Annotated in this window: 20 protein-coding genes; 10 read left to right on the top strand and 10 right to left on the bottom strand. The window is 67.4% G+C overall.

The features are described 5' to 3' along the window. Positions 1-166: 166 nt before the first annotated feature. From AB0M14_RS28125 to AB0M14_RS28140, 4 genes are all read right to left on the bottom strand, one after another. Positions 167-2,173, bottom strand: coding sequence for an acyltransferase family protein (locus AB0M14_RS28125; protein WP_364999962.1), 2,007 nt, complete (start codon positions 2,171-2,173; stop codon positions 167-169). Between the two features lie 416 nt (positions 2,174-2,589). Further along, positions 2,590-3,036, bottom strand: a complete 447-nt coding sequence (locus AB0M14_RS28130) for a nitroreductase/quinone reductase family protein (protein ID WP_364999964.1) — start codon at positions 3,034-3,036, stop codon at positions 2,590-2,592. 90 nt (positions 3,037-3,126) lie between these two features. Beyond that, positions 3,127-3,714 carry an N-acetyltransferase gene (locus AB0M14_RS28135; RefSeq protein ID WP_364999966.1) on the bottom strand — a complete coding sequence of 196 codons (588 nt, stop codon included), beginning with the start codon at positions 3,712-3,714 and terminating at the stop codon, positions 3,127-3,129. Then, entirely contained in the window at positions 3,711-4,319 is a 609-nt protein-coding gene (locus tag AB0M14_RS28140; RefSeq protein WP_364999968.1) for a TetR/AcrR family transcriptional regulator, read from the bottom strand. Before AB0M14_RS28140 ends, AB0M14_RS28135 begins: the two co-directional genes overlap by 4 nt. 90 nt (positions 4,320-4,409) lie before the next feature. On the opposite strand from AB0M14_RS28140, the gene AB0M14_RS28145 reads away from it, so the two are divergent. The 3 genes from AB0M14_RS28145 (at position 4,410) to AB0M14_RS28155 (ending at position 7,146) form a co-directional block, all read left to right on the top strand. Continuing rightward, the gene (locus AB0M14_RS28145; RefSeq protein WP_364999970.1) at positions 4,410-4,889 is read left to right on the top strand and encodes a hypothetical protein; all 480 of its coding nucleotides are present in this window, start codon (positions 4,410-4,412) and stop codon (positions 4,887-4,889) included. 357 nt (positions 4,890-5,246) lie between these two features. Continuing rightward, positions 5,247-6,257: a hypothetical protein gene (locus tag AB0M14_RS28150; RefSeq protein WP_364999972.1), complete on the top strand. Its 1,011-nt coding sequence runs from the start codon at positions 5,247-5,249 to the stop codon at positions 6,255-6,257. A 10-nt stretch (positions 6,258-6,267) separates the two neighbouring features. Further along, positions 6,268-7,146 carry an SMP-30/gluconolactonase/LRE family protein gene (locus tag AB0M14_RS28155; RefSeq protein WP_364999974.1) on the top strand — a complete coding sequence of 293 codons (879 nt, stop codon included), beginning with the start codon at positions 6,268-6,270 and terminating at the stop codon, positions 7,144-7,146. 33 nt (positions 7,147-7,179) lie between these two features. Here AB0M14_RS28155 and AB0M14_RS28160 read toward each other — a convergent pair whose 3' ends face one another. Both AB0M14_RS28160 and AB0M14_RS28165 read right to left on the bottom strand, forming a co-directional pair. Beyond that, positions 7,180-8,538 (bottom strand): NAD(P)/FAD-dependent oxidoreductase, encoded by a 1,359-nt coding sequence (locus AB0M14_RS28160; RefSeq protein WP_364999976.1) that lies wholly within the window; start codon positions 8,536-8,538, stop codon positions 7,180-7,182. Positions 8,539-8,617: 79 nt separating this feature from the next. Then, entirely contained in the window at positions 8,618-9,979 is a 1,362-nt protein-coding gene (locus tag AB0M14_RS28165) for a flavin monoamine oxidase family protein (protein ID WP_364999978.1), read from the bottom strand. Between the two features lie 64 nt (positions 9,980-10,043). On the opposite strand from AB0M14_RS28165, the gene AB0M14_RS28170 reads away from it, so the two are divergent. Continuing rightward, complete coding sequence (locus tag AB0M14_RS28170; RefSeq protein WP_364999980.1) at positions 10,044-10,646, top strand: TetR/AcrR family transcriptional regulator; 603 nt, start codon at positions 10,044-10,046, stop codon at positions 10,644-10,646. Positions 10,647-10,749: 103 nt separating this feature from the next. On the opposite strand, the gene AB0M14_RS28175 is transcribed toward AB0M14_RS28170, so the two are convergent. Then, positions 10,750-12,249, bottom strand: coding sequence for an alpha/beta hydrolase (locus AB0M14_RS28175; protein ID WP_364999982.1), 1,500 nt, complete (start codon positions 12,247-12,249; stop codon positions 10,750-10,752). A 224-nt stretch (positions 12,250-12,473) separates the two neighbouring features. On the opposite strand from AB0M14_RS28175, the gene AB0M14_RS28180 reads away from it, so the two are divergent. Further along, on the top strand, positions 12,474-13,664 hold the full coding sequence (locus AB0M14_RS28180) for a histidine kinase (protein WP_364999984.1): 1,191 nt from the start codon (positions 12,474-12,476) through the stop codon (positions 13,662-13,664). Next, positions 13,665-14,342: a response regulator transcription factor gene (locus AB0M14_RS28185; RefSeq protein WP_364999986.1), complete on the top strand. Its 678-nt coding sequence runs from the start codon at positions 13,665-13,667 to the stop codon at positions 14,340-14,342. Positions 14,343-14,361: 19 nt separating this feature from the next. Here AB0M14_RS28185 and AB0M14_RS28190 read toward each other — a convergent pair whose 3' ends face one another. Further along, the gene (locus AB0M14_RS28190; protein ID WP_364999988.1) at positions 14,362-16,107 is read right to left on the bottom strand and encodes an ABC transporter ATP-binding protein; all 1,746 of its coding nucleotides are present in this window, start codon (positions 16,105-16,107) and stop codon (positions 14,362-14,364) included. A gap of 52 nt (positions 16,108-16,159) precedes the next feature. Then, complete coding sequence (locus AB0M14_RS28195; RefSeq protein WP_364999990.1) at positions 16,160-17,953, bottom strand: ABC transporter ATP-binding protein; 1,794 nt, start codon at positions 17,951-17,953, stop codon at positions 16,160-16,162. Between the two features lie 108 nt (positions 17,954-18,061). Between AB0M14_RS28195 and AB0M14_RS28200 the strand changes: the two genes are divergently transcribed. Genes AB0M14_RS28200 through AB0M14_RS28215 form a run of 4 tightly spaced genes read left to right on the top strand, consistent with a single transcriptional unit; the run spans position 18,062 to position 21,318 of the window. Further along, positions 18,062-18,712 carry a MerR family transcriptional regulator gene (locus AB0M14_RS28200; RefSeq protein WP_364999991.1) on the top strand — a complete coding sequence of 217 codons (651 nt, stop codon included), beginning with the start codon at positions 18,062-18,064 and terminating at the stop codon, positions 18,710-18,712. Between the two features lie 52 nt (positions 18,713-18,764). Next, positions 18,765-19,715, top strand: a complete 951-nt coding sequence (locus AB0M14_RS28205) for an ATP-binding cassette domain-containing protein (protein WP_364999992.1) — start codon at positions 18,765-18,767, stop codon at positions 19,713-19,715. Continuing rightward, positions 19,712-20,524 carry an ABC transporter permease gene (locus AB0M14_RS28210; protein ID WP_364999994.1) on the top strand — a complete coding sequence of 271 codons (813 nt, stop codon included), beginning with the start codon at positions 19,712-19,714 and terminating at the stop codon, positions 20,522-20,524. The genes AB0M14_RS28205 and AB0M14_RS28210 overlap by 4 nt, the downstream gene beginning before the upstream one ends. Next, positions 20,521-21,318, top strand: coding sequence for an ABC transporter permease (locus AB0M14_RS28215; protein ID WP_364999996.1), 798 nt, complete (start codon positions 20,521-20,523; stop codon positions 21,316-21,318). Before AB0M14_RS28210 ends, AB0M14_RS28215 begins: the two co-directional genes overlap by 4 nt. A gap of 139 nt (positions 21,319-21,457) precedes the next feature. On the opposite strand, the gene AB0M14_RS28220 is transcribed toward AB0M14_RS28215, so the two are convergent. Next, the gene (locus AB0M14_RS28220; RefSeq protein WP_364999998.1) at positions 21,458-21,874 is read right to left on the bottom strand and encodes a DUF3592 domain-containing protein; all 417 of its coding nucleotides are present in this window, start codon (positions 21,872-21,874) and stop codon (positions 21,458-21,460) included. Positions 21,875-22,440: the final 566 nt, after the last annotated feature.

Genomic DNA, 22,440 nt, shown 5'->3' on the forward strand with positions numbered 1-22,440 from the left:
TGACCGTTCGCGCGCGTGTTTCGGCTTCAGCGGGCTGTGACGAGGGCCGTGGCCTGATCTCCCGATCGCCGTATTGGAACGACAACTTCCACCGCTCCCTGCCGATCTTGCTCGACGCCCTCGGGATTCAATAAATAGGACGGCCCCAGGACGACCTCGCCCGTCCTCACCACCACTGGGTGATCTCCCCGAGCTGACGCCCGAGTTCAGGAGCCAGCGAGCGCGCGTAGCTGGCACTGATGTGGTGCTCGTCGCGGTAGACCAGTATGTTGCCCTCCGCGGCCAGGCAGCGCTCGGGGCGGCACACCGCGTCGGTCAAGTCGAGCGGGTAAACGTTGGGGTAACCCGAAGCCGGTTGTGCTGCGGGGTTTTCCGGATCGAGGGCGGCTGTGCGGTCCATTCCGCAGCTGTAGGCGTTGCCGCGGTGGGCCAGGCAGTCAAGCGCCCGGTACCCCACGCCGTCGCGGCGCGGCCACGGGGTGTCACGCACGGCCAGCACGTTGACGTTGCGCTCCCACAGCGCTGTCCACACCTCGAGATACTCCGGCGGGACGTGGTCGCCGTCGTCGATGCGGGGCCGAGTTGCGGTGAGGAACACCCAGTCCGGGCGTTGCTCGGTGAGGCGGTCGAGTACCTCAGCCGACCATTCGCGGCATTCCGGAAACGGCGCCAGCGCGTAGGAAGGTTCGTCGACCAGGGTCAGCGGGCACCCCTCTTTGAGATAGGTCACCACCTTGAATTCGTGCTGGGCGGCAAGAAGTTCCAGCGCCGGCAACCAGTGCTCGGAATGCGATCCGCCGACCAGGGCGATGGCGCGGGCGGCGTCGGGGTCACCGTAGGTGCAGACGCGGACTGCCCGATCCGGCACGATGCAGCCGTCGAAAGTGGGGCGCGGCGCGTCGCGCTGCCCCTCGAACACAGTGGGACGCATACGTTCCGGGGTGGCGGCCACTCCGGCGAACAGCGTCGCCGCCCCGGGATACCGGGCGGCATCCAGTTCGTCCGGTGGATGCGGTGGATTGGCTTTGAGCACGGTCTGCCAGCCGAGCGCAGCGACCAGCACCGCCACACCGGCCAAGCCGACAGAACGTCCGAGCATCATCCGGACTCGCGAATCCGCGGGCAGCCGCAGCGGTGTTTCGAGGAAACGCCGAGTCGCCCAGGCCAGCACCAGCGAGACACCGATAACCAGGATTCCGCCCTCGATGCCGGGGGTGACTTTTCCGTACTCGGCGAGGAAGAAGATCAGCACCGGCCAGTGCCAGAGATACAGCGAATACGCCAACGCGCCGAGTTCGACAAGGATGGGAGTGGCCAGTATTCGGTTCATCCAGGGCGGTCGCTCGCCGGCGTTCATCCCGGAGACGATCAGCGCGGCAGCGGCCCCGACGGGGAATAGTGCCGCGGGTCCCGGGAACTTCGTGGCACCGTCGATCAGTACGCCGCACGAGACGACCATGGCCAAACCCAGTACGGCCAGGACCGCCCGCGCACCTTTCGGCACCCTGATCCACGGAGCCGCGACCGCGAGTGCCGCCCCGGCCAGCAGCTCCCACGCCCGCGCCGCACTGTCGTAGTAGGTCCAGGCCTCGTGGCGAGCCGAGCCGTCCGCGGCGTATCGGAACGAGACCACCGCCAGCCCGATCAGCCCAGCCAGCAGCCACACCCGGTGCCGGCCCCGGCGGCCCGTTCGCCGCCACACCCACAGCGATGACCCCAGAAGCAACAGAATCGCCAGGTAGAACTGCCCCTGCACCGCCATGGACCACAGGTGTTGCAACGGACTGACCGACGGATCCGGTGCGTTGTAATCGAGCTCGGCGCCAGCCAGGTACCAGTTCTGGTAGTAGAACACCGAAGCCAGGGTCTGGGCGGAGATCTCGCCCCACTGGGTGTAGGGCCGCGAGATCACCGTCGCGGCGACAACCGCAGCGAGGACCAGCAGCAGGGCCGGCAGCAGTCGGCGCCCGGTTCTGGCGAGCACCTGTCTGCCATCGACTGTTCCCGCGGTTTCGGCTCGGCGCAGCAGCATTCCGGTGAAGAAGAAACCCGACAACACCAAGAACACATCCACGCCACCGGACACGCGGCCCATCCACACGTGGAACACCACAACCAGCGCGATGGCAAGGCCGCGCAAACCGTCCAGATCGTGGCGATACTCGGTCGACACGACGGCATGCGCCGCAACAACCTGCCGTCCGGATCCGGGGTCGGGATCGACCGCGGCTGGTCGCCGCCAAAGGCGCACCATCAGCACAGCCCTGTCCGACGGCTACGACAGTCTCGTAGCCGGGGGTCGGAGGAGTTCATCTCGCAAGGCCTTCCCGGGTGCACACATCAGTCGGCAGCCCAGGGCACGGTATGCCGCCCGATCCCCGATGCTGCCGCCCTAAAACTGCCGTAAGAACCCTCACCCAAGCAAACCCGGCTCCTGGCTCACACGCCGTGCGGCACCGCCGAGAGCGCGTCACTGTTTGGTCGAACGAAACCCGCCCGCCGGGCATGGCGGTCGGGGGTACCGGAGCGACTGCGGTGTTCTCTTGATCGCCTCCACCCCACAGCACCGTCGCCTGATAAACAAGGGGATCAGTCGAGATCGACTCGGATGGTGAGCATTTCGGCGCCGGCGGCGAGTCGGCGTAACGCCAGGCCGTCGAGACGGTAGCCGGGGCGGCCCTTGCAGAGCGCGTGGTGACGAGCGCGAGCGTCGTCGTCAGGAAGCAGATGGGCTGTGCCCGAACGCCATCGAAAGCCGAAGCCGTCGCGTAGCCGCGCGGGCGTGACCTTGATCCGCACTCTCGGGTCGGCACGAATGTTGTGGACGTATGCGGCAGCCGCCCCCTGACCGGCAAAGAGCCAGAAAGTATTGCCCTGCAATCCATTCGCCACCGGAACAACGCGCTGGCGCCCAGTCCGGCGACCGGTTGTTTCCAGCAGGGCGAAGGTCGGGGGCGCGAAACCGTTGTTCAGCGCGAATACGACGACCGGATGGATTACCCGGCGATTCAACGCCTGCTCCCAAGCTGACGGCATGCCCTAACCCCCTGAGATCGATTGCGTCGTCGCTTTCGAACCTAGCGGCCGAATACATATGAACTGCGTCCGGCCCTTCGCACGTGTCAACTAGGCCGTCAGGTGGAGTGAGAGGTAGTGGCTGAAGCCTGCGCGGCGCGCGAAGCGGACGGGTCGTCGCTGGTATTCGGTGAAGCCGAACTTGCGGTAGAGGCTGAGCGCGGGCGTATTGGAGTCTTTGATCTCGCGCAGGATGAACTCGTCGTAGCTGGGAAGGGCGATGATGTGCCGCATCAGTGCGGTACCCACCCCGCGCCCTTGGTGGGCGGGGGCGGTGGTGACGAAGGCGATCTCGGCCAGTCCCTTTCGTGCCTCTTCGGGTGCGCCGAGGAATTGCGAGCGCACGATCGGGTAGCTGATGGTCCCGTGGAGGAGCCCGAGGTGTCGGCGGAACTCCCGCGGTCGGGGTGCGAAGCACTCCTGATCGCCAGTGGTGACCGATGCGATGCCGGCGGGTTCGCCGTCGACCAAGGCCACGACGAAACGCTCCAGCAGCAGCATGTGCTCGAACGCCGCGGTCAATTGCTCTGGGTCCGAAGAGAAGTAGGCGAAGTCTTCAGCGAAGCCCCGCACCAGTACTTCGGTGATCCGTTGCCGGTAGCTCTCGCCCAGCTTGTCGCCGTGTTCGATCTCGATCATCCCGCGCGTCCTTCTGTCAGCAATTTGAGTACGACATCGACGTCGGGGGCTGCGAACTCAGCACCCAGGGCGACCCGAATCGAGGTGAGGCCACCGAGCATCGCGAAGTAGCAGGTCGTGAGTTGAGCCGGATCACCGTGACCGAACTCGCCGGCCGCTCGGCCGCGACGGATCAGGTCTTCGAAAGCGCGCCACATCACGCGGTGGGCGTCGTGGAGTCGAGCGGTCGATGCAGCCGGTATACCGGCTGTGACGCCCTGGTTGACGACGATCATGAACTCCGCGGCGCCGTCATCGGCAGTGAGGCCGGACAGGTATCGGGCGGTAAATTGCTGGATTATCTCGGCCGGACTGCCTGGACCGGACAGCTCCTCGGTCAGGGCGAGGAGGCCGTTGAGCGCCTGGTCGAGCAGGTCGGCATACAACGCATCTTTGGTCGGATAGTGACGGTAGATCGTGCCGATGCTGACGCCGGCTTCCACCGCGATATCGCGGATCGCCGATGCGGCGTACCCGTGCCGGGCGAAAACGCGCACGGCCGCGGTTTGAACTGTGCTCCGTGTCGCTGCGGTCATGGCCGCGCTCTGCTCAGCGGTGCGTGCCACGCCTCCCCTTATGTAATGAACGATTGTTCATTACATAGTAGCTTGAGAGCTATAGCATCGAGGTCGAGGATCCGTCGATCGAATGCCGGGGTGAGACAGTTGGTCCGCAGAGGGCTCGCATGCTGGCTCCTCGGTGTCATCCTTATCTCAGGGACAGCCTGCACGACACCGAAACCCCAGCCAGCCCTCGTCGAGGCCGAACGTACCCGGCCGGCATGCGCCGAGCACATTGCATTCGCCCCGGGCCAGTTTCTGGAGGACGGCCACGCGCCCGACGCTCGTCTCAACCCTGTGCGCCGATTCCTCTACGAGATCGCCGACTCGACCTGGTGCGCCACCGTCACCCCACAAGACCTCCTCGACACTGCACGGTCGATGATCGACCAGTATCCGCAGGTTTGCAGCGACCCCGGAGCTACCCCTGAGTCCGAGATTCTTGCGTTCATCGATGCCCGAACCGGTGGCGGACCAGTTGCCGCCGCGTTCATGGGCGCAGAACTGACAGTCGGACGCTCAGGTGTCTACCAACGATTCCACACCTCGGCAGGCGAGCTACTGTGCCAGAACTGAACAGAACCACAATGCGTCACGGGTGGCACATCACAGGTCCAGTCGCAGGACGACCAGCAAGACTGCATCGTCGAATCTGCTTCTGACTCAAATCAACTAACAGAAGCACACCCGCGAAGCGACCCTAGTTCAACAGGACCTCGAGAAGATGGTCCTGCCGAAGCCCGCAGTCCGACTGATCCGGCCATCCCGGCGGCGTCGGTAGCTCTGACACACAGCGACAACCGATTTCGCGTATCGCGCGGCCGCACGGCCGGAGCTGCACCTACGCGAGAAGACAATCCGCCCACCGCGGTTGTGCATAAAAGGTAGGCGAGTAGCGTCGGGCTGAGCGAATTACCAAAGAGGACAGGGCAATTGGATACCGATTTCCCCGCACTGGTCTTCGGAATCTACCCGGGCGGGTTCTCGCCGACCGAAACCATGCCGCCCGACGATCCGGGTCGAATCCAGGCGGCGCTGGCGGCATTGCAGCCCGATCCGGGCTACCCGTTGCTGGTTCGCTGCTATCTGGCCTACGACGACGGCATGTCGGTAGCGCGGATGGAAGCCGAGGCCGACCCGAAGGACTTCACGCGATATCTCACCGCCGGGCGGCGGCTCGACTTGGTGGTGTCCTACCAATCCGAGACTGGCGACATCGACGGGTATCAGAACGTCGTTCGCGAACTCGTGCGACGTTTCGGTCCCGTGCTGAGCACCTTGCAGATCACCGAGGAACCGAACGTCGGGAGTACCGATCTGGTCGATGACGACATCACCGATCTGGTGGACGGCAAGGTGCCACACGTCCGCGAAGCGCTGGTAGCCGGCGTGCTGGCCGGCAAAGCGGAAGCGCTGCGTTCGGGCTGGACCGAAGTGCAGGTCGGATTCAACGTCGCCCCCTCCTTCGACGGCGACACGTTCTTCGCCGAACTGGGCGAGATCGGCGGCACAGCCTGGTCACGGGCGCTGGATTACGTTGGGCTGGACTGCTTTCCCGACGTCTGGATGCATCCGGTCGATGCCGATGGCCGGCCGGGCGACCTCCGCGACGCGATGGTCGAGCTGTTGCGGTGGCTGCGCGGCGAAATGGCGAGCGCCGGCATCCCGCCCACCACACCGATCCACATCACCGAACACGGATGGCCGACCGGAACCGACCGCACCGCCGCCCGACAGGCCGCGGTGATCGAACACTGTGTCAGATCAGTCCACGAACATCGCGCCGAGTTCAACGTCCGAGCCTATGAACTGTGGTCCTTGCGAGACGGCAACAGCCGCGGAACCGACCTGTTCGACCAGTTCGGAATCATGCTCGACGACTACACACCGAAACCGGCCTTCACCACCTACCGAAATCTCATCGCAGAACTCAGTCAGCGATAGCATGGCGACTGTGACCGTCCAGCCGGGGAACTCCGACCGCGGGGTCGAGGTGCTCGCTCCCCCACGGCTTCTCGTGGATGACCTGATCATGGTCGAGTCCGGACGCTGGCATGACGGCCGGCTGTGGTTCGCCCATTGGGGCGGCGGGCAAGTGGTCGCGGTCGACCTCGAGGGGAAGACCGAAGTCGTCGCGCCTGGTCGCGACACCATGGGCTGGTCGATCGATTGGCTGTCAGATGGCCGGTTGCTAGTTTCGGGAGAAGAGCTGACCCGAGTGGAACCGGACGGGTCGACCGTGCGGCACAGCGTGCAGGGCGGCAACGAGCTCGTCGTCGATCCGGCCGGTCATGTCTATATCAACGGCGCTGATTTCGACTTCCTGGGCGGTGGCGCACCCGAACCCGGCTGGATACGTCTGATCGACCCCGACGGGATAATTCGCGACGTCGCAGGGGGCATCGAGTTCCCTAATGGAATGGTGATCACCCCCGACGGCTCGACATTGGTGATCGCGGAATCATTCGCCGGACGGCTCACCGCGTTCGACATCGGGGACGATGGCTCGTTGTCGGGCCGGCGCACCTGGGCCGAAGGGCTGGGACCGGACGGAATCTGCATCGACTCCGGCGGCGGCATCTGGTGTCAAACCGCCGACATGCCAGACCCCCAGAATCCGAGTGTCCCTGCGGGAGTAGTGGTTCGGGTCCTCGAGGGTGGCGAGATCACCCATCGTGTCGAAACCGACCTTCCGTGCTTCTCCTGCGCGCTCGGCGGGCCGGAGGGGCGTCACCTGTTCCTCTTGTGCAACGAGTTCGAGGGAGTCGACCAGCTCGAAGCCGTGCTCGCGCGCCGGAGCGCCCGGATCTACGTTGCCGAGGTGCCCGGTTAAGGCTCGGTCCCGCTGGCTTGCGTGCTCGGTTTGCTATCGAGGGCTGAGTTGTGCGAGGGCGCCGAGGATCTCGTGGGCAACTCGGTTGCCGGATTCGATGGCACCGTCAAGGTAGCCCGGGTGATCGACTGCGGTTTCGGTACCGGCCCAATGGATGTCGCCGACGGGCGTGAACTGCACCGGCATGTCCGCGTCAGCGCCGCCCGGTCCGGGAAGCGCGGTGTAGCCGCCGCCGGCATTCTCGTCGAGATGCCAGGCCTTCTCGTGCCAACTCACCGGCTCCAGGACCGCGGTACCCAGCCAGGAGACCAGGGGGCGGAGGACGGTTTCGCGCCGGGTGGCGGGGTCGAGATGGTCGAGGGTGCGAGCGTGCGGGCCACCCACCAACATGCACAGGTGGCCGGGACCATCGGGCGGGCTGGTGTCGAACACGGCGATGCCGGGCGCATCCAGAACGATGATTTCCGTGTTCTTGCTCCGGTCTCGCCAGAACGGTCTCGGGAAGACAGCGATCGCTTTGTAGACCGACCCCATGTAGGTGCGAGCGGCGATGGCGCTACGCTCGGGCGGCAGGGCCGGCTGGAAGTCGATGCGATTCAGCAACGGTGGTGGCACTGTCACAACGACTTTGGTGGCGTTGATCGCGCCGGCGGTCGTGGTGACTGTGACGCCGGCGGCGCCCACTGCGATCGAGGTGACCCGGTGCCCGAGACAGACCCGGTCACCGAGTTCGTCGGCGAGGCCGTCGACGAGGGTGCCGATGCCTTCGACCAGCAGACTCTCCTGGGCACCGCCCGTGGTCGAGAGCATGTTGCGAAGTCCACCCTGCAGGCGGATCAACGTCATCATCGCCCGCACCGACAACCGGTCGAGGTCGGCGCACCACGACGTCAGGGCGGTCAGTTCCAGCAATCGTCGTGGTGTGCGCCCGGGTGCCTTGGCCAACCAGTCCGCGACGGTCGTGGTGTCCCACCGCTGGGGCGGACGGATGTGGGACAACGCTTCCAGACCGAGCAGAAGACCTGCGGTGGCCAGCATCGGCGGCGCGCCCAGCGGTACCCGACGGGCGCCGTCGAGGACGGTCGGCCGCTGTGAGGTGTGCATGCGGAACTGGGTGGCTCCCAGTTCGGCGGCCAGCGCGGCAATTCGGGAGTGGTCGTGACCGATCCACTGCCCGCCCAGATCCACCCGTGATCCCAGCGCGGTGGTTTCGCTCATCGCGCGTCCGCCTGATCGGTCCGCGGCCTCGAGCACCAGCACATCGACACCTGCACGGTGCAGGGTGCGGGCCGCTGTCAATCCCGCCAATCCTGCTCCGATCACGGCCACGGTCGTGGTGGGCGGCGCGGAGCCCGAGGCAGCCTGGGGACGCGTGGAGTCTTTGCTGCTCATATCTACCTTTCCGGGCAGAACCGCCCTGATGTCGCTCTGCCGTGATGGCCTGTCTGCAGGGTCGAATCGGTGATCGCGGCTATGTGCCGACCGTTCGGGCGCTGTTGATCTCTTCAGCGGCGCGGTGACCGGACTCGGCCGCGCCGTCGATGTAACCCGGCCAACGGGTGGCGGTTTCGGTGCCCGCCCAGTGCAGCGGGCCGACCGGGCGACGCAGCGCGGGCCCGAACCGGGTCAGGGTGCCGGGCGTGGCGAACGCGCCGTAACAACCGCGGCTGTATTCCTCTTCGGCCCAGTCCTTTTCGATGTAGTCGATGGGTTGACGCGCCCGCGGGCCGAAGTACCCGGCCAGATCCTCGAGCACCAGCGCGCGCCGATCGGCCAGGCTCAGGCGGGCGCCGGCGTCGGCGTGGCGGCCCTCGAGGAACCCGACCAGCACGCCTGGCCCACCCGTGAACGGGGTGTTGTCGAAGACGGTGCCCAGAGCTCGCCGGTCGCTGTTGGCCTGGCCGCTCCAGCCTTCCGCCCGCCAGAACGGTTCGTCGTAGACGACATTGAGCTTGATCACTCTGCCCATCGGCATCCGCTGCACCAACTGGTCACGATCACCGGGCAAGCCCGGCGTGAATCGGATCCGGGCGGCCAGCGGCGGCGGCACCGCGATCACGGCCCGGCGCGCACGCACTGTCATGCCGCCGGCGCGGACGCGCACACCGGCGTCATCCCAATCAATGTCGGTCACAGGTCTGTTGAGGAGGACGCGCTCGCCCAGTTCCTTGGCCATGGCCAGCGCGATGGCCTGAGTGCCGCCCACCACCCGGTCCTGCTGAGCACCTCCGGCAACGCTGATCAGCGCGTCGAGCCCACCGGCGGCACCGATGTAGAAATTCGCCCAGAGCGCCGACATATCCTGCGGTCCGGTGGCGAACACGGCCTCGGTGATCAATCGGAAGAAGGCTCGGCCGCCAGAGGTGCGGGCGTGGCCGCGCAGCCAGGTATCGAAGGTCTGCGCGTCCAACGCCTCGGCCCGCTCGTACTCCCATGGCTCGGTCCGAACGACCTTGCGCGCCAACCGATCCAGCCGCAGTTGCGTCTGAGCGATATCCAGCAGCGTCAGCGGGTTGCCCTTCGGAATTCGGCCGGTGTACTCGGAACGAGAGCCGTCCAGCTCGGCGACACTGCGGCCAGCTGTGTAGGTGGGATAGGTCCGCAGTCCCAGTTCCTCGATCAACGCCAGCACCTGATGCTGGCCCGGCCCGATCCACTGACCACCGACCTCGATCGGCGAGCCGCCGGGGAGTTCGGCGTTGAGCAGCCGGCCGCCCACCCGGTCCCGCGCCTCGAGCACCAGCACCTCGGATCCCGCGCGCACCAGGTCACGAGCGGCGACCAGGCCCGCGGTACCGGCGCCGACAACCAGCACGTCCACCGATCTGTCCATACCCGCAGCTCCGCTCCATTCATGATGCATCTGTCATACACGCTGTATGTGCTAAACATAGCGTATGGAGTCTTTGCGTGACAAGCACGTCGAGAACACCCGGCGGACGCTGCTCGAGACCGGCGCCCGCCTGTTCGCCGAACGGGATTACGCCGATCTGTCGGCGGAAGAGCTGGTGCGCGCCGCCGGCCTGACCCGCGGCGCGCTCTATCACCACTTCGACGGCAAGAAGGGCCTGTTCGAGGCGGTCGTTGAAGACCTGGAACACAAAGCGGCACAACGCATCCGAGCCGCGATCGACTCCTCGACCGATCCGGTGGAACGCGTCGACCGCGCGATGGAGACCTTCCTCGACATCTGCGTCGAACCCGAGTATCGCCAGATCGTGCTGCTGCAGGGGCCCATCGCGCTGGGCTGGCGACACTGGCGTGAAGTCGACCAGCGCCACTTCAGCGGACTCGTCATCGAAGGCGCCAAGCACCTGCTCGATGCGGGCAAGATGCAGCCGCACCCACCCGAATTACTTGCCAGCGCCATCTACGGCGCTCTCACCGAAATGTCGCTCACCATCGCCGAATCCGACGATCTCACCCTCGGCCGCGCACGGGCGGCAGCACTTGCCCGCGCCCTACTCGGCGGGCTGATTATCGGCACCGCACACGACTGAAACACCACATCTCGGCCAGTTTCGCGCGCACGCTCGCCCCGGAACTGGGGCGGCAGGTCGGTGCGATCACGCAGTGGTGGTGAGGGACGGCAGGATACTCGCGCTAGCCCGCGCGACAGGCTATGTCGTTTTCGGGCATGGCGCCGTCCACCAAATAGCGGGTGACGACCTCGGACGCGCAGGGGTTGGCGCCGAGAACGTAGACCCCGTGGCCACTCCCGTCGACGGTGACCAATCGGGACCGCTGACCGAACTTCTCGTCGAGCAGTTCGCCGCCGCGTAGCGGGGTGACCGGGTCGCGCTGGTTCTGCATGATCAGGACATCGGCCGGGCCGGTGTTGTCGATCCGGACCGGCGGCTCCGACGGCCTGAGCTTCCAGTAGGCGCAGGGCATGACGTTCGAAGTGGCCGCACCGTAGAGCGGGTACTGTTCCCGGTCCTCGGCGACAGCGCGGTGGTAGGTCTGGATGTCCTCGGGCCATTCGACATCGTTGCAGGTCACGGCTAGAAAGACCGACCAGGCGTTATCGGTCGGCGCGGGCGCGCCGGTACCTGGCGGGCGGCCGCCCGCAAGCCCGGGACGTCCGGTTTCGAGCAGCGATTTCCAGCTTTCGGCCGCCGACGCGTACAACGCCGGGCGATAGAGCGTGAAGAAGGTGCCGAACCGGAAGAGGCCGCCATCCATCCCGTCCACCGGGTTCGCGTCGAGTCGCTCAGCGAGGGTGAAGTACGTCCGCCGCACCTCTTCCGGTGTGCGGCCGAGACCGTAGCTGTCGTGGCGGGCGGCGGCCCATTCGGCGAAGTCGGGGAACGTCTCTTCCATTCCGCGGCCGTACAGCCGCATCCCGTCGTGGTCGAGATAGGTATCGCCGATATTGCTGTCGAGGACGATGCGGTCGGCCTGCTGCGGGAACATCGAGGCGTAGGCGGCGCCGAGCGCGGTGCCGTAGGAGTAGCCGAGGTAGCTGGCCTTGTCCTCCCCCAGCGCCGCTCGGATCCGGTCCAGGTCACGGGCCATATTCGCCGTAGACACGTACCGCAATCGGCCTTCGCGGTCGTTGGCCGCGCACTGTTCGGCGACGCCCTGGGCGACGGTGGCGCGCTCGGTGACCGCCGCATCGTTGACCGCATACGGCGGGATATTGCCGAAGTACGCCTGATCGTCGGTGAACCCGCAGCTCACCGGTGCCGAATGCCCTACCCCGCGGGTATCCATACCGATCACGTCATAGCTGTCGAGCACATCGGCGGGAAGCCCCTGAGCAGCCAGGAACTTGGGCTGGTCCAACCCTGAACCACCCGGACCACCGGGGTTGAGCATCAGCACTCCGCGACGCTTGTCCGGGTGCTTACTGGCCAACCGGGAGATCATGATTTCGATCTGCGCGCCCTCGGGCTCGCTGTAATTCAAGGGCACCGGCACCGTGGCGCACTGCAGCTGAGCCGGCCCGGCGGCGGGATCTTCGATCCCCTCCGGGCAGGCGCCCCACTGCACCCGCGCGGCGGGGCCCTCGTCCGGCTCCGCGGCCACGACGAGCGCCCCGACCAGCGCGCCGGTGAGACCGAGCACGGCCAGCAGACTCAGGCTCCGTTGTCGATTCATGCGCTCCTACTCCCGACGAAATGGCGCCGGCCACGAGCGAACCGTCCGCAGGGTCGTGTCCGGCTGGTACCTGGACAAGTCTGTCGAGCCCGCACCGCCGGCACATCACTCCTTCGGCGGCAATCGTGTTCGACGAAAGTCGAAGCGGCCCTTAGCCCTGGGTTGAGCACACCTCAGCCGCTGGGCTGCTGCTTTCGGCCGGTCGGTGTCGCGATAATGGCCGGGTGGACACCGACGGCGCCGCACGACTCGGGGCATGGCAGCAGATCTGGCGGCTGACGGCAGCCGCGGTAGTCGGGATAGCCTTCTGGTTCTCCGTCGCCACGGCGCTGCCGGCGGGCTGCGTGGCCGATACGTGTTCCTGGTTCGTCACCGGTGATCCGCTCATCGCACTCGGCTGCCTGACAGTTCTGCTGTGGCGGCGGCGGTTTCCATTCACCGTCGCCCTGGTGGTCGTGATCGCCGCGGCCGTGTCCGCGCTCGCCACCGGCGCCGCGCTGCTGGCACTGTGCTCGCTGTCTACTCGCCGCCGACCGGTCGAGATCGCTGTGGTCGTCGCGGCGTATGTGACCGCGGCGCAGTTCACCGAAAACCTCTACCCGATCGATACATTGCCCGCCCCGACCTGGCTGCAACTCGCGCTGCCGGCAGCGGCCGCGGGAATCGCGGTGGCGATCGGTGTGGCCATCGACGCCCGTCGCGTCGAAGTGCGATCGCTGCGGGACCGCGCCGACAGCGCGGAACGCGAACAGGCCGCCCGGGCGGCGCAGGCACAGGCCACCGAACGCAACCGGATCGCCCGCGAGATGCACGATGTGCTCGCGCACCGGATCTCGCTGGTCGCCATGCAAGCCGGCGTCCTGGATCACCGCGACGACCTCTCGGCCGAGGAGCAGCGCACACTGACACGCGGGATCGCCGACGGTTCCCGCCAAGCGCTGGAAGAACTCCGCGATGTCCTCGGCGTCCTGCGCGCCGACCCCGACCGCCCCGAACCACCGCAACCCACGCTCGACCGGATCCCGGAGCTGGTGGCCGACGCCCGGACATCGGGCTTGGATGTCACGCTCGCCACCACTGTGACCGCTACCCCACCCGAGACCGTAGGACGGACCGGGTATCGAGTAATTCAGGAAGGGCTGACCAACGCCGCGAAACATGCCCCGGCCGCGCGGGTCGAGATCACCCTGGCCGGGACGCCTGGCGGCGAATTGCATGTCAGCGTCCGCAATTCGGCGGCCGCCACCACCGTCACCCGGCCACCGGCCTCGGGCTTCGGTCTGCTCGGCCTGGCCGAACGAATCACCCTCACCGGCGGAACTCTCGACCACCACCGCACCTCCGACAACGGGTACGTTCTCACCGCGCGAATTCCCTGGCCCGAGCCCGACCGCAACCACGAGAAAAGAGCATGAGTGCACAGTGAACGGGAGACGGTGCGCGTTGTCGTCGTCGACGACGACCAGCTGGTGCGGATGGCGCTACGACTCGTTATCGACGGCGAACCGGACCTGACCGTGGTCGCGGAGGCCACCGACGGGGACACCGCGATCAAGGTCGTGAACGAACAGCGACCGGACGTCGTGCTGATGGATGTGCGGATGCCCGGCCGCGACGGCGTCGACACCACCCGGTACCTCTGTGCCGCACCGGCCGCCCCGGCGGTACTCATGCTGACCACCTTCGACTCCGATGAGCTGGTGCTCAGCGCCTTACGCGCCGGGGCACTCGGCTTCGTTCTCAAGGACACCCCACCCGCTCAGATCGCCGACGCGGTGCGCACCGTCGCGGCCGGCAACCCGGTGCTGTCCCCCACCGTCACGGCGCGGGTGATCGCCGCCGCCACCGGACCGGGTTCCACCGAAGCCCGCAGCGCCGCCCGGGACGCGGCGCGGAAACGCCTGGCCGCCCTGTCCGAACGCGAACTCGACACCGCGCGAGCCATCGCGGACGGACTGAGCAACCCCGAGATCGCCGCGCGGTTGCAGGTCACCGTCGCCACCGTCAAGGCGCACAGCGGCAATCTGTTCACCAAGCTCGGCGTCGCCAATCGGGTACAGATCGCGCTTTTGGTCCGCGACGCGGACCAATGACCCAGAAAGCCGGGCAGGTTCATGACGCCGAACTCTCGATGCGCCAGTGCCGAGCCCGCTCGGACTGCCGGCTGATCCGCGCGAACATGCCGCCGCTGCGCAGCAGCGCCGCAGGGGTTCCGGCCTCCACGACGCGCCCCCGGTCGAGTGACACCACCTGGTCGGCGGCAGCCAGAGTCGCTGGGCGGTGGGCGATTACGATGACCGTGCGGCCCGGGTCCGCGCCGAGATTCGAGATGGCCTGGGTTACCGCGGCTTCGTTCTCGGGGTCGAGTGCGGAGCTGGCCTCGTCTACCAGCACGATGCGGGCCTGCTTGAGCATCGCCCGGGCGATCGCGACCCGCTGCCGCTCGCCACCGGACAGCATCGCTCCGGCCTCCCCCACCCGGGCGTTCCAGCCGCCGGGCAGGCGTGCGATGACTTCGTCGAGTCGTGCGGCGCGAGCGGCTTCGCCCAGCTCGTGCCGGGTCGCCTGCGGCCGGGCCAGGCGCAGGTTGTTCTCGATGGTGTCGTCGAAGAGATAGACGTCCTGGAAAACGATCGCGATCTGGTCGAGCATGACCTGCGGGTCGAGGTCGCGGACGTCGACGCCGCCCAGGCGCACGGACCCGGCCTCGACGTCGAAGAAGCGGGCGACCAGCCGGATGACCGTGGTCTTGCCCGACCCCGAGGGACCCACCAGCGCGGTCGTGCTGCCGGCCGGGCAGCGCAGCGAGAGGTCCTGCACCGCAGGCGAATCCGCTCCCGGATAGGCAAACGTGACACCGATCAACTCGACGCCGGATTCCTCGAATCGGCGCACGGGGTGCGCGGGGACCGGCAGCGCGGGGGTGGCGAGGAATTCCTCGATCCGGGTGATCTTGTTGGTCATCGCACGCAGCGCACCGACGAGATCGATCAGATTGCCCAGCGGCTGCAAGAAACGCGCGGCCAAGACGAGTAAGACCACCGCCGTGGTGATCTCGACACGCTCGGTGAGCATCAGCCACGCCACCAGGGCGAGCACGGCGACGAAACCGGCGGCGACCACGCCGGTATAGCGGAAGAACGGCCGCCGCGCGCGATCCATGCCGGCCCGGTAGGTATCGCGGTGGTCGTCCAGGACGGCATGCATCCGAGGCGTGCCGCCGGCGTGGCCGGCCGCGCGGAGCACGGTCTGCGCCTGCCCGAGTTCGATCGCACGTCCGGCGACATCGGCCGCGGCGCGCTCCAGCTCGATCTCCGCCTGCGCGCTGACCCGGGCCGCGCGCCGCAGCGCCCCGGACGCGGCCGCCGCGATCACACCCAGCAGCACCGCGACGCGCCAATCGATGACCGCGACGATCACGAGGAGGACGGCGGGCAGCACCGTCGAGGTGATCACCGGATTGCCGATCACCACCGCCAAATGCGCGGCGTCACCGACGTCGGCGGTCACGCCGCGCGCCAGACGCGCCTTGTTCGCGGCGGTGAACCAGCCCAGCGGCAACGTGCTCACGTGGCGCATCAGCTGCTGCCGCAACTGTGCGGCGAGAGCTCCGGCGGCCGCATAGCCCACCGGGTCGGCGACGACCGCCAGCACTCCGTAACCGACCGCACCGATACCGCCCAGCACGAACCACGGTGTGGCTCCGGCGAGATCGGGCTCCGGCCGTACCAGCGCGTCGAGGATCGGAACGAGTACGCCGAGCAACAGAGCCTCCAGAACGGCCTGGATCGCGGTGAGCGACCAGAGCCGGGCCAGCAGCCGCGGATCGGGCCACAGGCGGTAGAGGCGGGCGATCATGTCGTCGGTCCTTTCTCATCGAAACCCGGCACTCGGGAAATTCGGAAGTGGATCACGAGCACACCGCCTCCTGGGCGGCCCACATCCGCGCGTAAAGCCCGCCGCGGGTGCGCAATTGGTCGTGGCGGCCTTGTTCGACCAGCCGTCCGTGGTCGAGCACGAGGATCTGATCGGCCCCGGCGATGGTGTGCAGCCGGTGCGCGATGACGATCACCGTCTTGCCCACCGCCAGCCTGGCCAGCGCGTCCTGCACCGCGGTCTCACTGTCGGGATCCAGTGCGGCGGTGGCCTCGTCGAGCACGACGATCGGCGCGCCGGACAGAATCGCCCGTGCGATCGTCAAGCGCTGACGTTCACCACCGGACAGCGCGCCGCCGCCCCCGTCCAGCGGCGTGCGGTATCCCTGCGGCAGAGCTTCGATCACGTCGTGGATCTGCGCGGCCCGCGCGGCCCGGCGCACCTCCTCGTCGCTCGCGCCGGGCCGGCCGATGCGAATGTTCTCGGCCACGCTGTCGCGCAGCAGCGCGACGTCCTGGAACACCAGCGACAACGACGCGAGCAGGTCGGCCGAACCGATCTCGCGCAGGTCGACGCCCCCGATCCGGATCGCGCCGCCGCTGACGTCGTAGAAGCGCGGCAGCAGGCTCGCCAGCGTCGTCTTTCCGGCGCCGGAGGGACCCACGATCGCGGTCACCGTGCCCGGCGCGCACACGGCGCTGACATCGTCGATCACGTTGGTCGTTCCGTCGTAGGAGAAGGACACGTGGTCGAACTCCACGCCGTGGCCGTCCGGGACCCGGGGCTGTTCGGGTACCGGCAATGGCCTTTGCGCGAGCAGCCTTTCGATGTTGTCCGCGCCCATCCGGCCTTTGCGCACGGCTTGGGCGCCGGACACCGCGGGCACGATCGAAGCGGGCAGGCCCACCGAGACGACCAGGAACGCCACCAGTTCCGCGCCGGTGAGCGTGCCGTGCGCGATGCAGGCCACGCCCGCGGCCGTCACCGCCGTGAGCACCGCCATCTCCGACCCCAGGAATCGCGTGACCGCCGAGCTGTAGCGCACCTCGCCCACCCAGGCCGCGAAGGCGGCGGCGTACTCGTGCACGGCGTCGTCGAAGCGGCGCAGCACCTGTCCGCCTGTGCCGAAGGCCTTGACCACTTGAATCCCGTCGGCATACTCGATGCTGGCGGCGCTGATTCGGCCCTCGGCGGCGATCAGCCGGTTGACATGCGTCGTCATGGAACGCATCGAGATGCGGTAGCTCAGCCCCATCAGCGCCAGCACGGCCAGCACCACCAGTGTCATCGGCACGTCCACCCAGAACAGATAGCTCCCGGCGACCACGATCACCGTGACCGCTCCGGTCAGCTGGCCCAGCGCGTGCGCGATGACCTCGTGCATCTCCTCCAGGTCCCCGGTCATCGCGCGCGTGACCCGGCCAGACCCCGACGTGCGGAACCACCCCAGCGGCAACGCACCGAGATGCCGCACGATCCGCACCCGCAAGTCGTGCAGAATCGCGGCATCGGCGTAGTGCCCGACCCGGGAGGACTGGACGAGCAGGATCAGCCACAGCGCGGCGCCGAGTGCACCGATCGCCACCCAGGTCCAGACTGCCGCTCCCACCGGATCGTCGAGCATGATGCGCGCGATCTCGGCCGCGGCGATATAGGGCACCATGCCCGCCGCCGCGGACAACGCCGACAGCACCCCGCACGCGATCAGGTGGGACCGGATGGGTGCGAACAAGCGAGCCAGAGCGGCCGAATCAGCAAGGCGCGCGGCTGCTTTCGATTCGGACCCGGCCGCGGGGGCCGTGCCCGGGTCCGCCGTTGTCGTGCTCAAGACATTCCTCCTACGGGGTTCCACCCGCCGCCCGCGACGGCAGGTAAGGCGTGCCTAACTGCTCGACAATCTTCAATCTTCAAGTCGGCTTCATGTCAACATGGACCAATGAGCGATTCAGCAGGCGTCTCGATCGGCCAGGCGGCCGCCCTGTACGACCTCGCCCCGTCGACCTTGCGCTGGTGGGAGTCTCAGCGGGTACTGCCCGAACCGGCACGTACCCACGGGCGACGCGTCTACGACGAGACCGGGCTGCGCCGCATCGGCCTGGCCTACCTGTGCTGCGTCACCGGCGCGATGCCGCTCGAGCACGCGGCCGTCGTGACCTCAGGCAACCGAAATGAGCTCTGGCAGAACACTGTTCGAACTCACGCCGACCTGCTCGAGGAGAAGATCGAGCAGTTGCGCAGCGCGCACGGATATCTCATGCACCTACTGGAGTGCCCGGACGACGACATCGTCGCGGAATGTCCTTGGCTCGATGACGAATTGCAGAGCCGGACGCCGCGCGGGCATTCCGCCGCCGGGAGTTTCGTCACCGCGGCACAGTCGACCCACGGTCGGACCGCTGTCGGCGACCGTGATGAAACCGAGCCGTCGTGTGATGAAACTTCCCAGCCGCTCGACCGCTGCGCGGTCTGCGGCGGTACATTTCGCCAACCCACCACCGGACGCCGCCGTCAATACTGCTCGCGCGCGTGCCAGCAACGGCAGTACCGCAAGACCGCATCCCAGCGGTCCACGAACAGCCGGCAATGAATCCCTTTCGCGGCCTAGCCAATACAAGTTAGGTTAGGTTAAGTTAACCCCCATGGTGGACTATGCCGTGGAGGCAACGGGTCTCGTCAAACGGTTCGGCGAGGTGACCGCGCTCGATGGGCTCGGTTTCGCGGTGGAGCGCGGCACGATCGCGGGGGTGCTCGGACCGAATGGGGCGGGAAAGACGACAACGATCGACGTATTGACCACATTGCTGGTCCCCGACGCGGGGCACGCGCGGGTCGCCGGTCACGATGTGGTGGCCGACGCCGGTCGAGTGCGTTCGGTGATCGGTTTGACGGGCCAGTTCGTCGCTTTGGACGAGAATCTGACCGCGCGTGAGAACCTGACGCTGTTCGGGCGACTGCTGAAACTCGGACGCAATCGGGCCGCCGAACGCGCCGACGAACTTTTGCACCGGTTCGATCTCACCGACGCCGCCGACCGGCGCAGCAAGACCTTCTCCGGCGGCATGCGCCGGCGGCTCGACCTCGCGGCGTCGCTGATCGGCCAACCGGAGGTGCTGTTCCTCGACGAACCGACCACCGGGCTCGACCCGCGCAGCCGCGCCGTGCTGTGGGAGGTGGTCCGAAGTCTGCGCGACGAGGGCATGACCATCCTGCTCACCACCCAATACCTGGACGAGGCAGACGAACTCGCGGACCGGATCGTGGTGGTCGATCACGGCCGCGTCATCGCCGACGGCACCGCCGACGAACTCAAGGACCAGGCCGGAGGTTCGGTCTGCCACGTCAGCGCGGCCGAGGGCGACCGTCCCCGGATCGCCGCCGCGCTGACGGGCATGTCCGGGCTCGCCGAACTGACCGACGGTGTCGCCGTCGCCGCCTCGGGTGCCGCGACGCTGGTCGATGTCGTGCGCAAGCTCGACGCCGCCGAGATCAGCGTCGACGATATTGCCCTGCGCCGCCCCACTCTGGACGACGTGTTCTTCCGCCTGACCGGGCACCCGAGTGTCCCCGCCGAGTCCGAGGACACCCCGTGACACGCACCGCCGCACCGGAATCCGTTGCCGCGGCGCCTCGTCCGTATCCGTCGATGGCGGCCGATACCGCGATCCTGGCCGGACGCCATCTGCGGTTGATGAGCAGGCGGCCCGCCTCCATCATGGGCGCCATCGTGCTGCCGCTGGTCTTCGCGACCATGTTCTACGTCGTGTTCGGCACTGTGGTCGAGCGCCGGATCGGCGGCGACTACGGGCAGTACCTGCTGCCCGCGGTGCTGCTGCAGGCGATGCTGTTCACGGCCATGTCGGCGGCCATCCTCTCGGTCGAGGACGTGACCGGCGGCATGATCCGCAGGCTGCGCTCCATGGCGGTTTCGCCGGTCGCTCCGGTCCTCGGATTGGTCGGCGCGGAACTGAGCCGCGCGCTGCTGACGATCGCCGTCCTGCTACCCGCAGGCGCCGTCATGGGTTTCCGCCTCGGCGGCGGCGTCCTCGGATCGGTCGGATTCGTACTCATCGCACTGCTTTTCGCCGCGGTGACATGCACCGGATTCATCGCGATCGGCTTCGCCGTGGGCAAGGTCGACTCGGTGCAGGTGATCACCAACGTCATCTTCTTCCCATTCCTGCTCGTATCCAACGCTTTCACGCCGACCGAAGCATTCCCAGGATGGTTGCAGGGTTTCGTCGCCAACCAGCCGTTGAGTCGCACCGCCGCCGCACTGCGGGCCCTGGCCGACCCGGACGCCGCTGTCGCCGAACCGGTCACGATCGCGCTGCTGTGGTTGATCGGCGGCTTCGTGCTGTGTGTCGCGCTGGCGGCCCGGACCTATCGGAGATCACTGTGAACCAGACCCCTGCCGCGGCCGGACCGCGGCCGCAGCTGCTCCACGACGGCTGGGCGCTGACCGTCCGGGCCATCCGGGTGACGCTGCGCAATCCCGTCCTCCTGATGATGGCGACGTTCTTTCCCCTCATCCTGCTGGTGCTGATCACGGTGTCGTTCGGCTCGCTGGTCGCCCCCGGCGGCATCCGCGCCGATTACGTGAACTTCAGCCTGCCGCTGTTCGCCGTCATGGGCATCATGTTCGCCGGGCTCGGCACCGCGATGACGACCTATGACGATCTGCAATCGGGCTTCGACCGCCGGCTGCGGGCGCTGCCGATCGCGCGGTCGGCGCCGCTGATCGGCCGCATCGCCGGGGACGCGGTGCGCAACCTGATCACCCTGCTCGCGGTGATCGGGGTCGGCCATCTGCTCGGCTTCCGTTTCACCGGCGGGCTGCTCGGCGCGCTCGGATTCCTCATCCTGCCACTGGTTTTCGGAACCGGGGTCGCCTGGATGATGGTGGCGATCGCCGTGCACGCCAAGTCCGGCGAAGCGGTCGGCTCAGCACTCAACGCGATCCTGCTCGTCGCCTCGTTTCTCTCCACCGGCTTCGTCCCCCGCCAGGACCTCCCCACCTGGATCCAGCCCCTCGCCGCCGCCAATCCGGTCTCCTCGGTGGTGGAGGCGATGCGCGGCCTGGCCGCTACCGGACCGATCGCCGCCCCCACCTGGCGCACCCTGGCCTGGACGGTCGCGCTCATCGCGGTGTTCGCGACGATCGCCATCCGCGGCTACCGCGGGCGTGAGCGCTGAACATACATGCCGCACAGCGAATTCCGGCTCTCGCCCGGATGGTCGCCCGGTCCGCGCGCAGCGTTCGCGCTGGGTACTTGGCGGAAGCTGATGCTTTCTGATCGGGACACAGGATCGGGCGCCGGCCGTGTGGAACAGCTCAGCTCAGCACCTGGAGGGTGAAGACCACGACCGTGCCGAGGGTCACCGCCGTGCCGAGTAGCGCGAACAGCCAATCCGCGCCGCCGCCGTCGTATCGGTCGATGGCGGCGCGGCGCGGGTCGTCCGGGTCGTAGTGGACGAGAACCGTTGTCCCGGGGCGGAAATTGAGGATGATGCCTTTGCCCATGGCCGCCGAATGCTCATGTAGGCGGCCGTCCGGTGTAAACCATTGGGCCACTGGGTGATACAGGGTGCCGCTATCGCCTGAGCTGGTGTCGAGCCGCACGATCTGTCCGTACGCCTTCGCGCCGGTGCGGCGCAGTCTGCGTGCCCGGCGGATGCCGTGGAAGCCGACAGTGGCGAAGATCAGTCCCAACCCGAGCGGGATGAGAAAGAAAAACCAGTCATTGCTCATGGTGATCCCCCGGTCGATCCCGCACCTGCTGCACCAGCAACCCTAGCCGATTCGTCTCGAGCGGGGCCCCCGCCGAGGTCACGGCACATTTCACGCGGAAACCAGAGGCGACCTCAGTCGTCACATTCAATGCCCAACGCCGAACGCTCTGCTGCACAGGCGCGTTCGCAGCAGTCGGCGGCCCGAGTAGGAGTGCACTGCTGCGGTCGTCCGCAGCCGCCGGGTCGGCACAATAGGTGATGATCTGGCACGGATCAATGAGACGTAAAGATGTGATACGGCACAGAACCAGCCGAGCGTTCGTGCCTACCCCGAGGTAAGCTACCGGCTAGTAGCGGATCGGGTTCTGGTCCGCGCGGTTTATGGATGGTCCGGCGGGTAGGTCGGGCGCGGCAAGGCAGGTGAGGTGTAGGTGTTGATCAGTGGGTTGGGGTCGGCGGTCGCCGTGCGGCGCGGCGTTTTATCGATGAGCGGCGCCGGAGCGGGCTTGAAAGTTGTTGCGCGCGAATCGATGTGTGGCGTCACGTCGTAGCGAACTCGCGGGGTGCGTTCCCGTACAACACTTC

It is taken from the genome of Nocardia sp. NPDC051832 (genome assembly GCF_040681285.1).
Lineage (GTDB): Bacteria > Actinomycetota > Actinomycetes > Mycobacteriales > Mycobacteriaceae > Nocardia.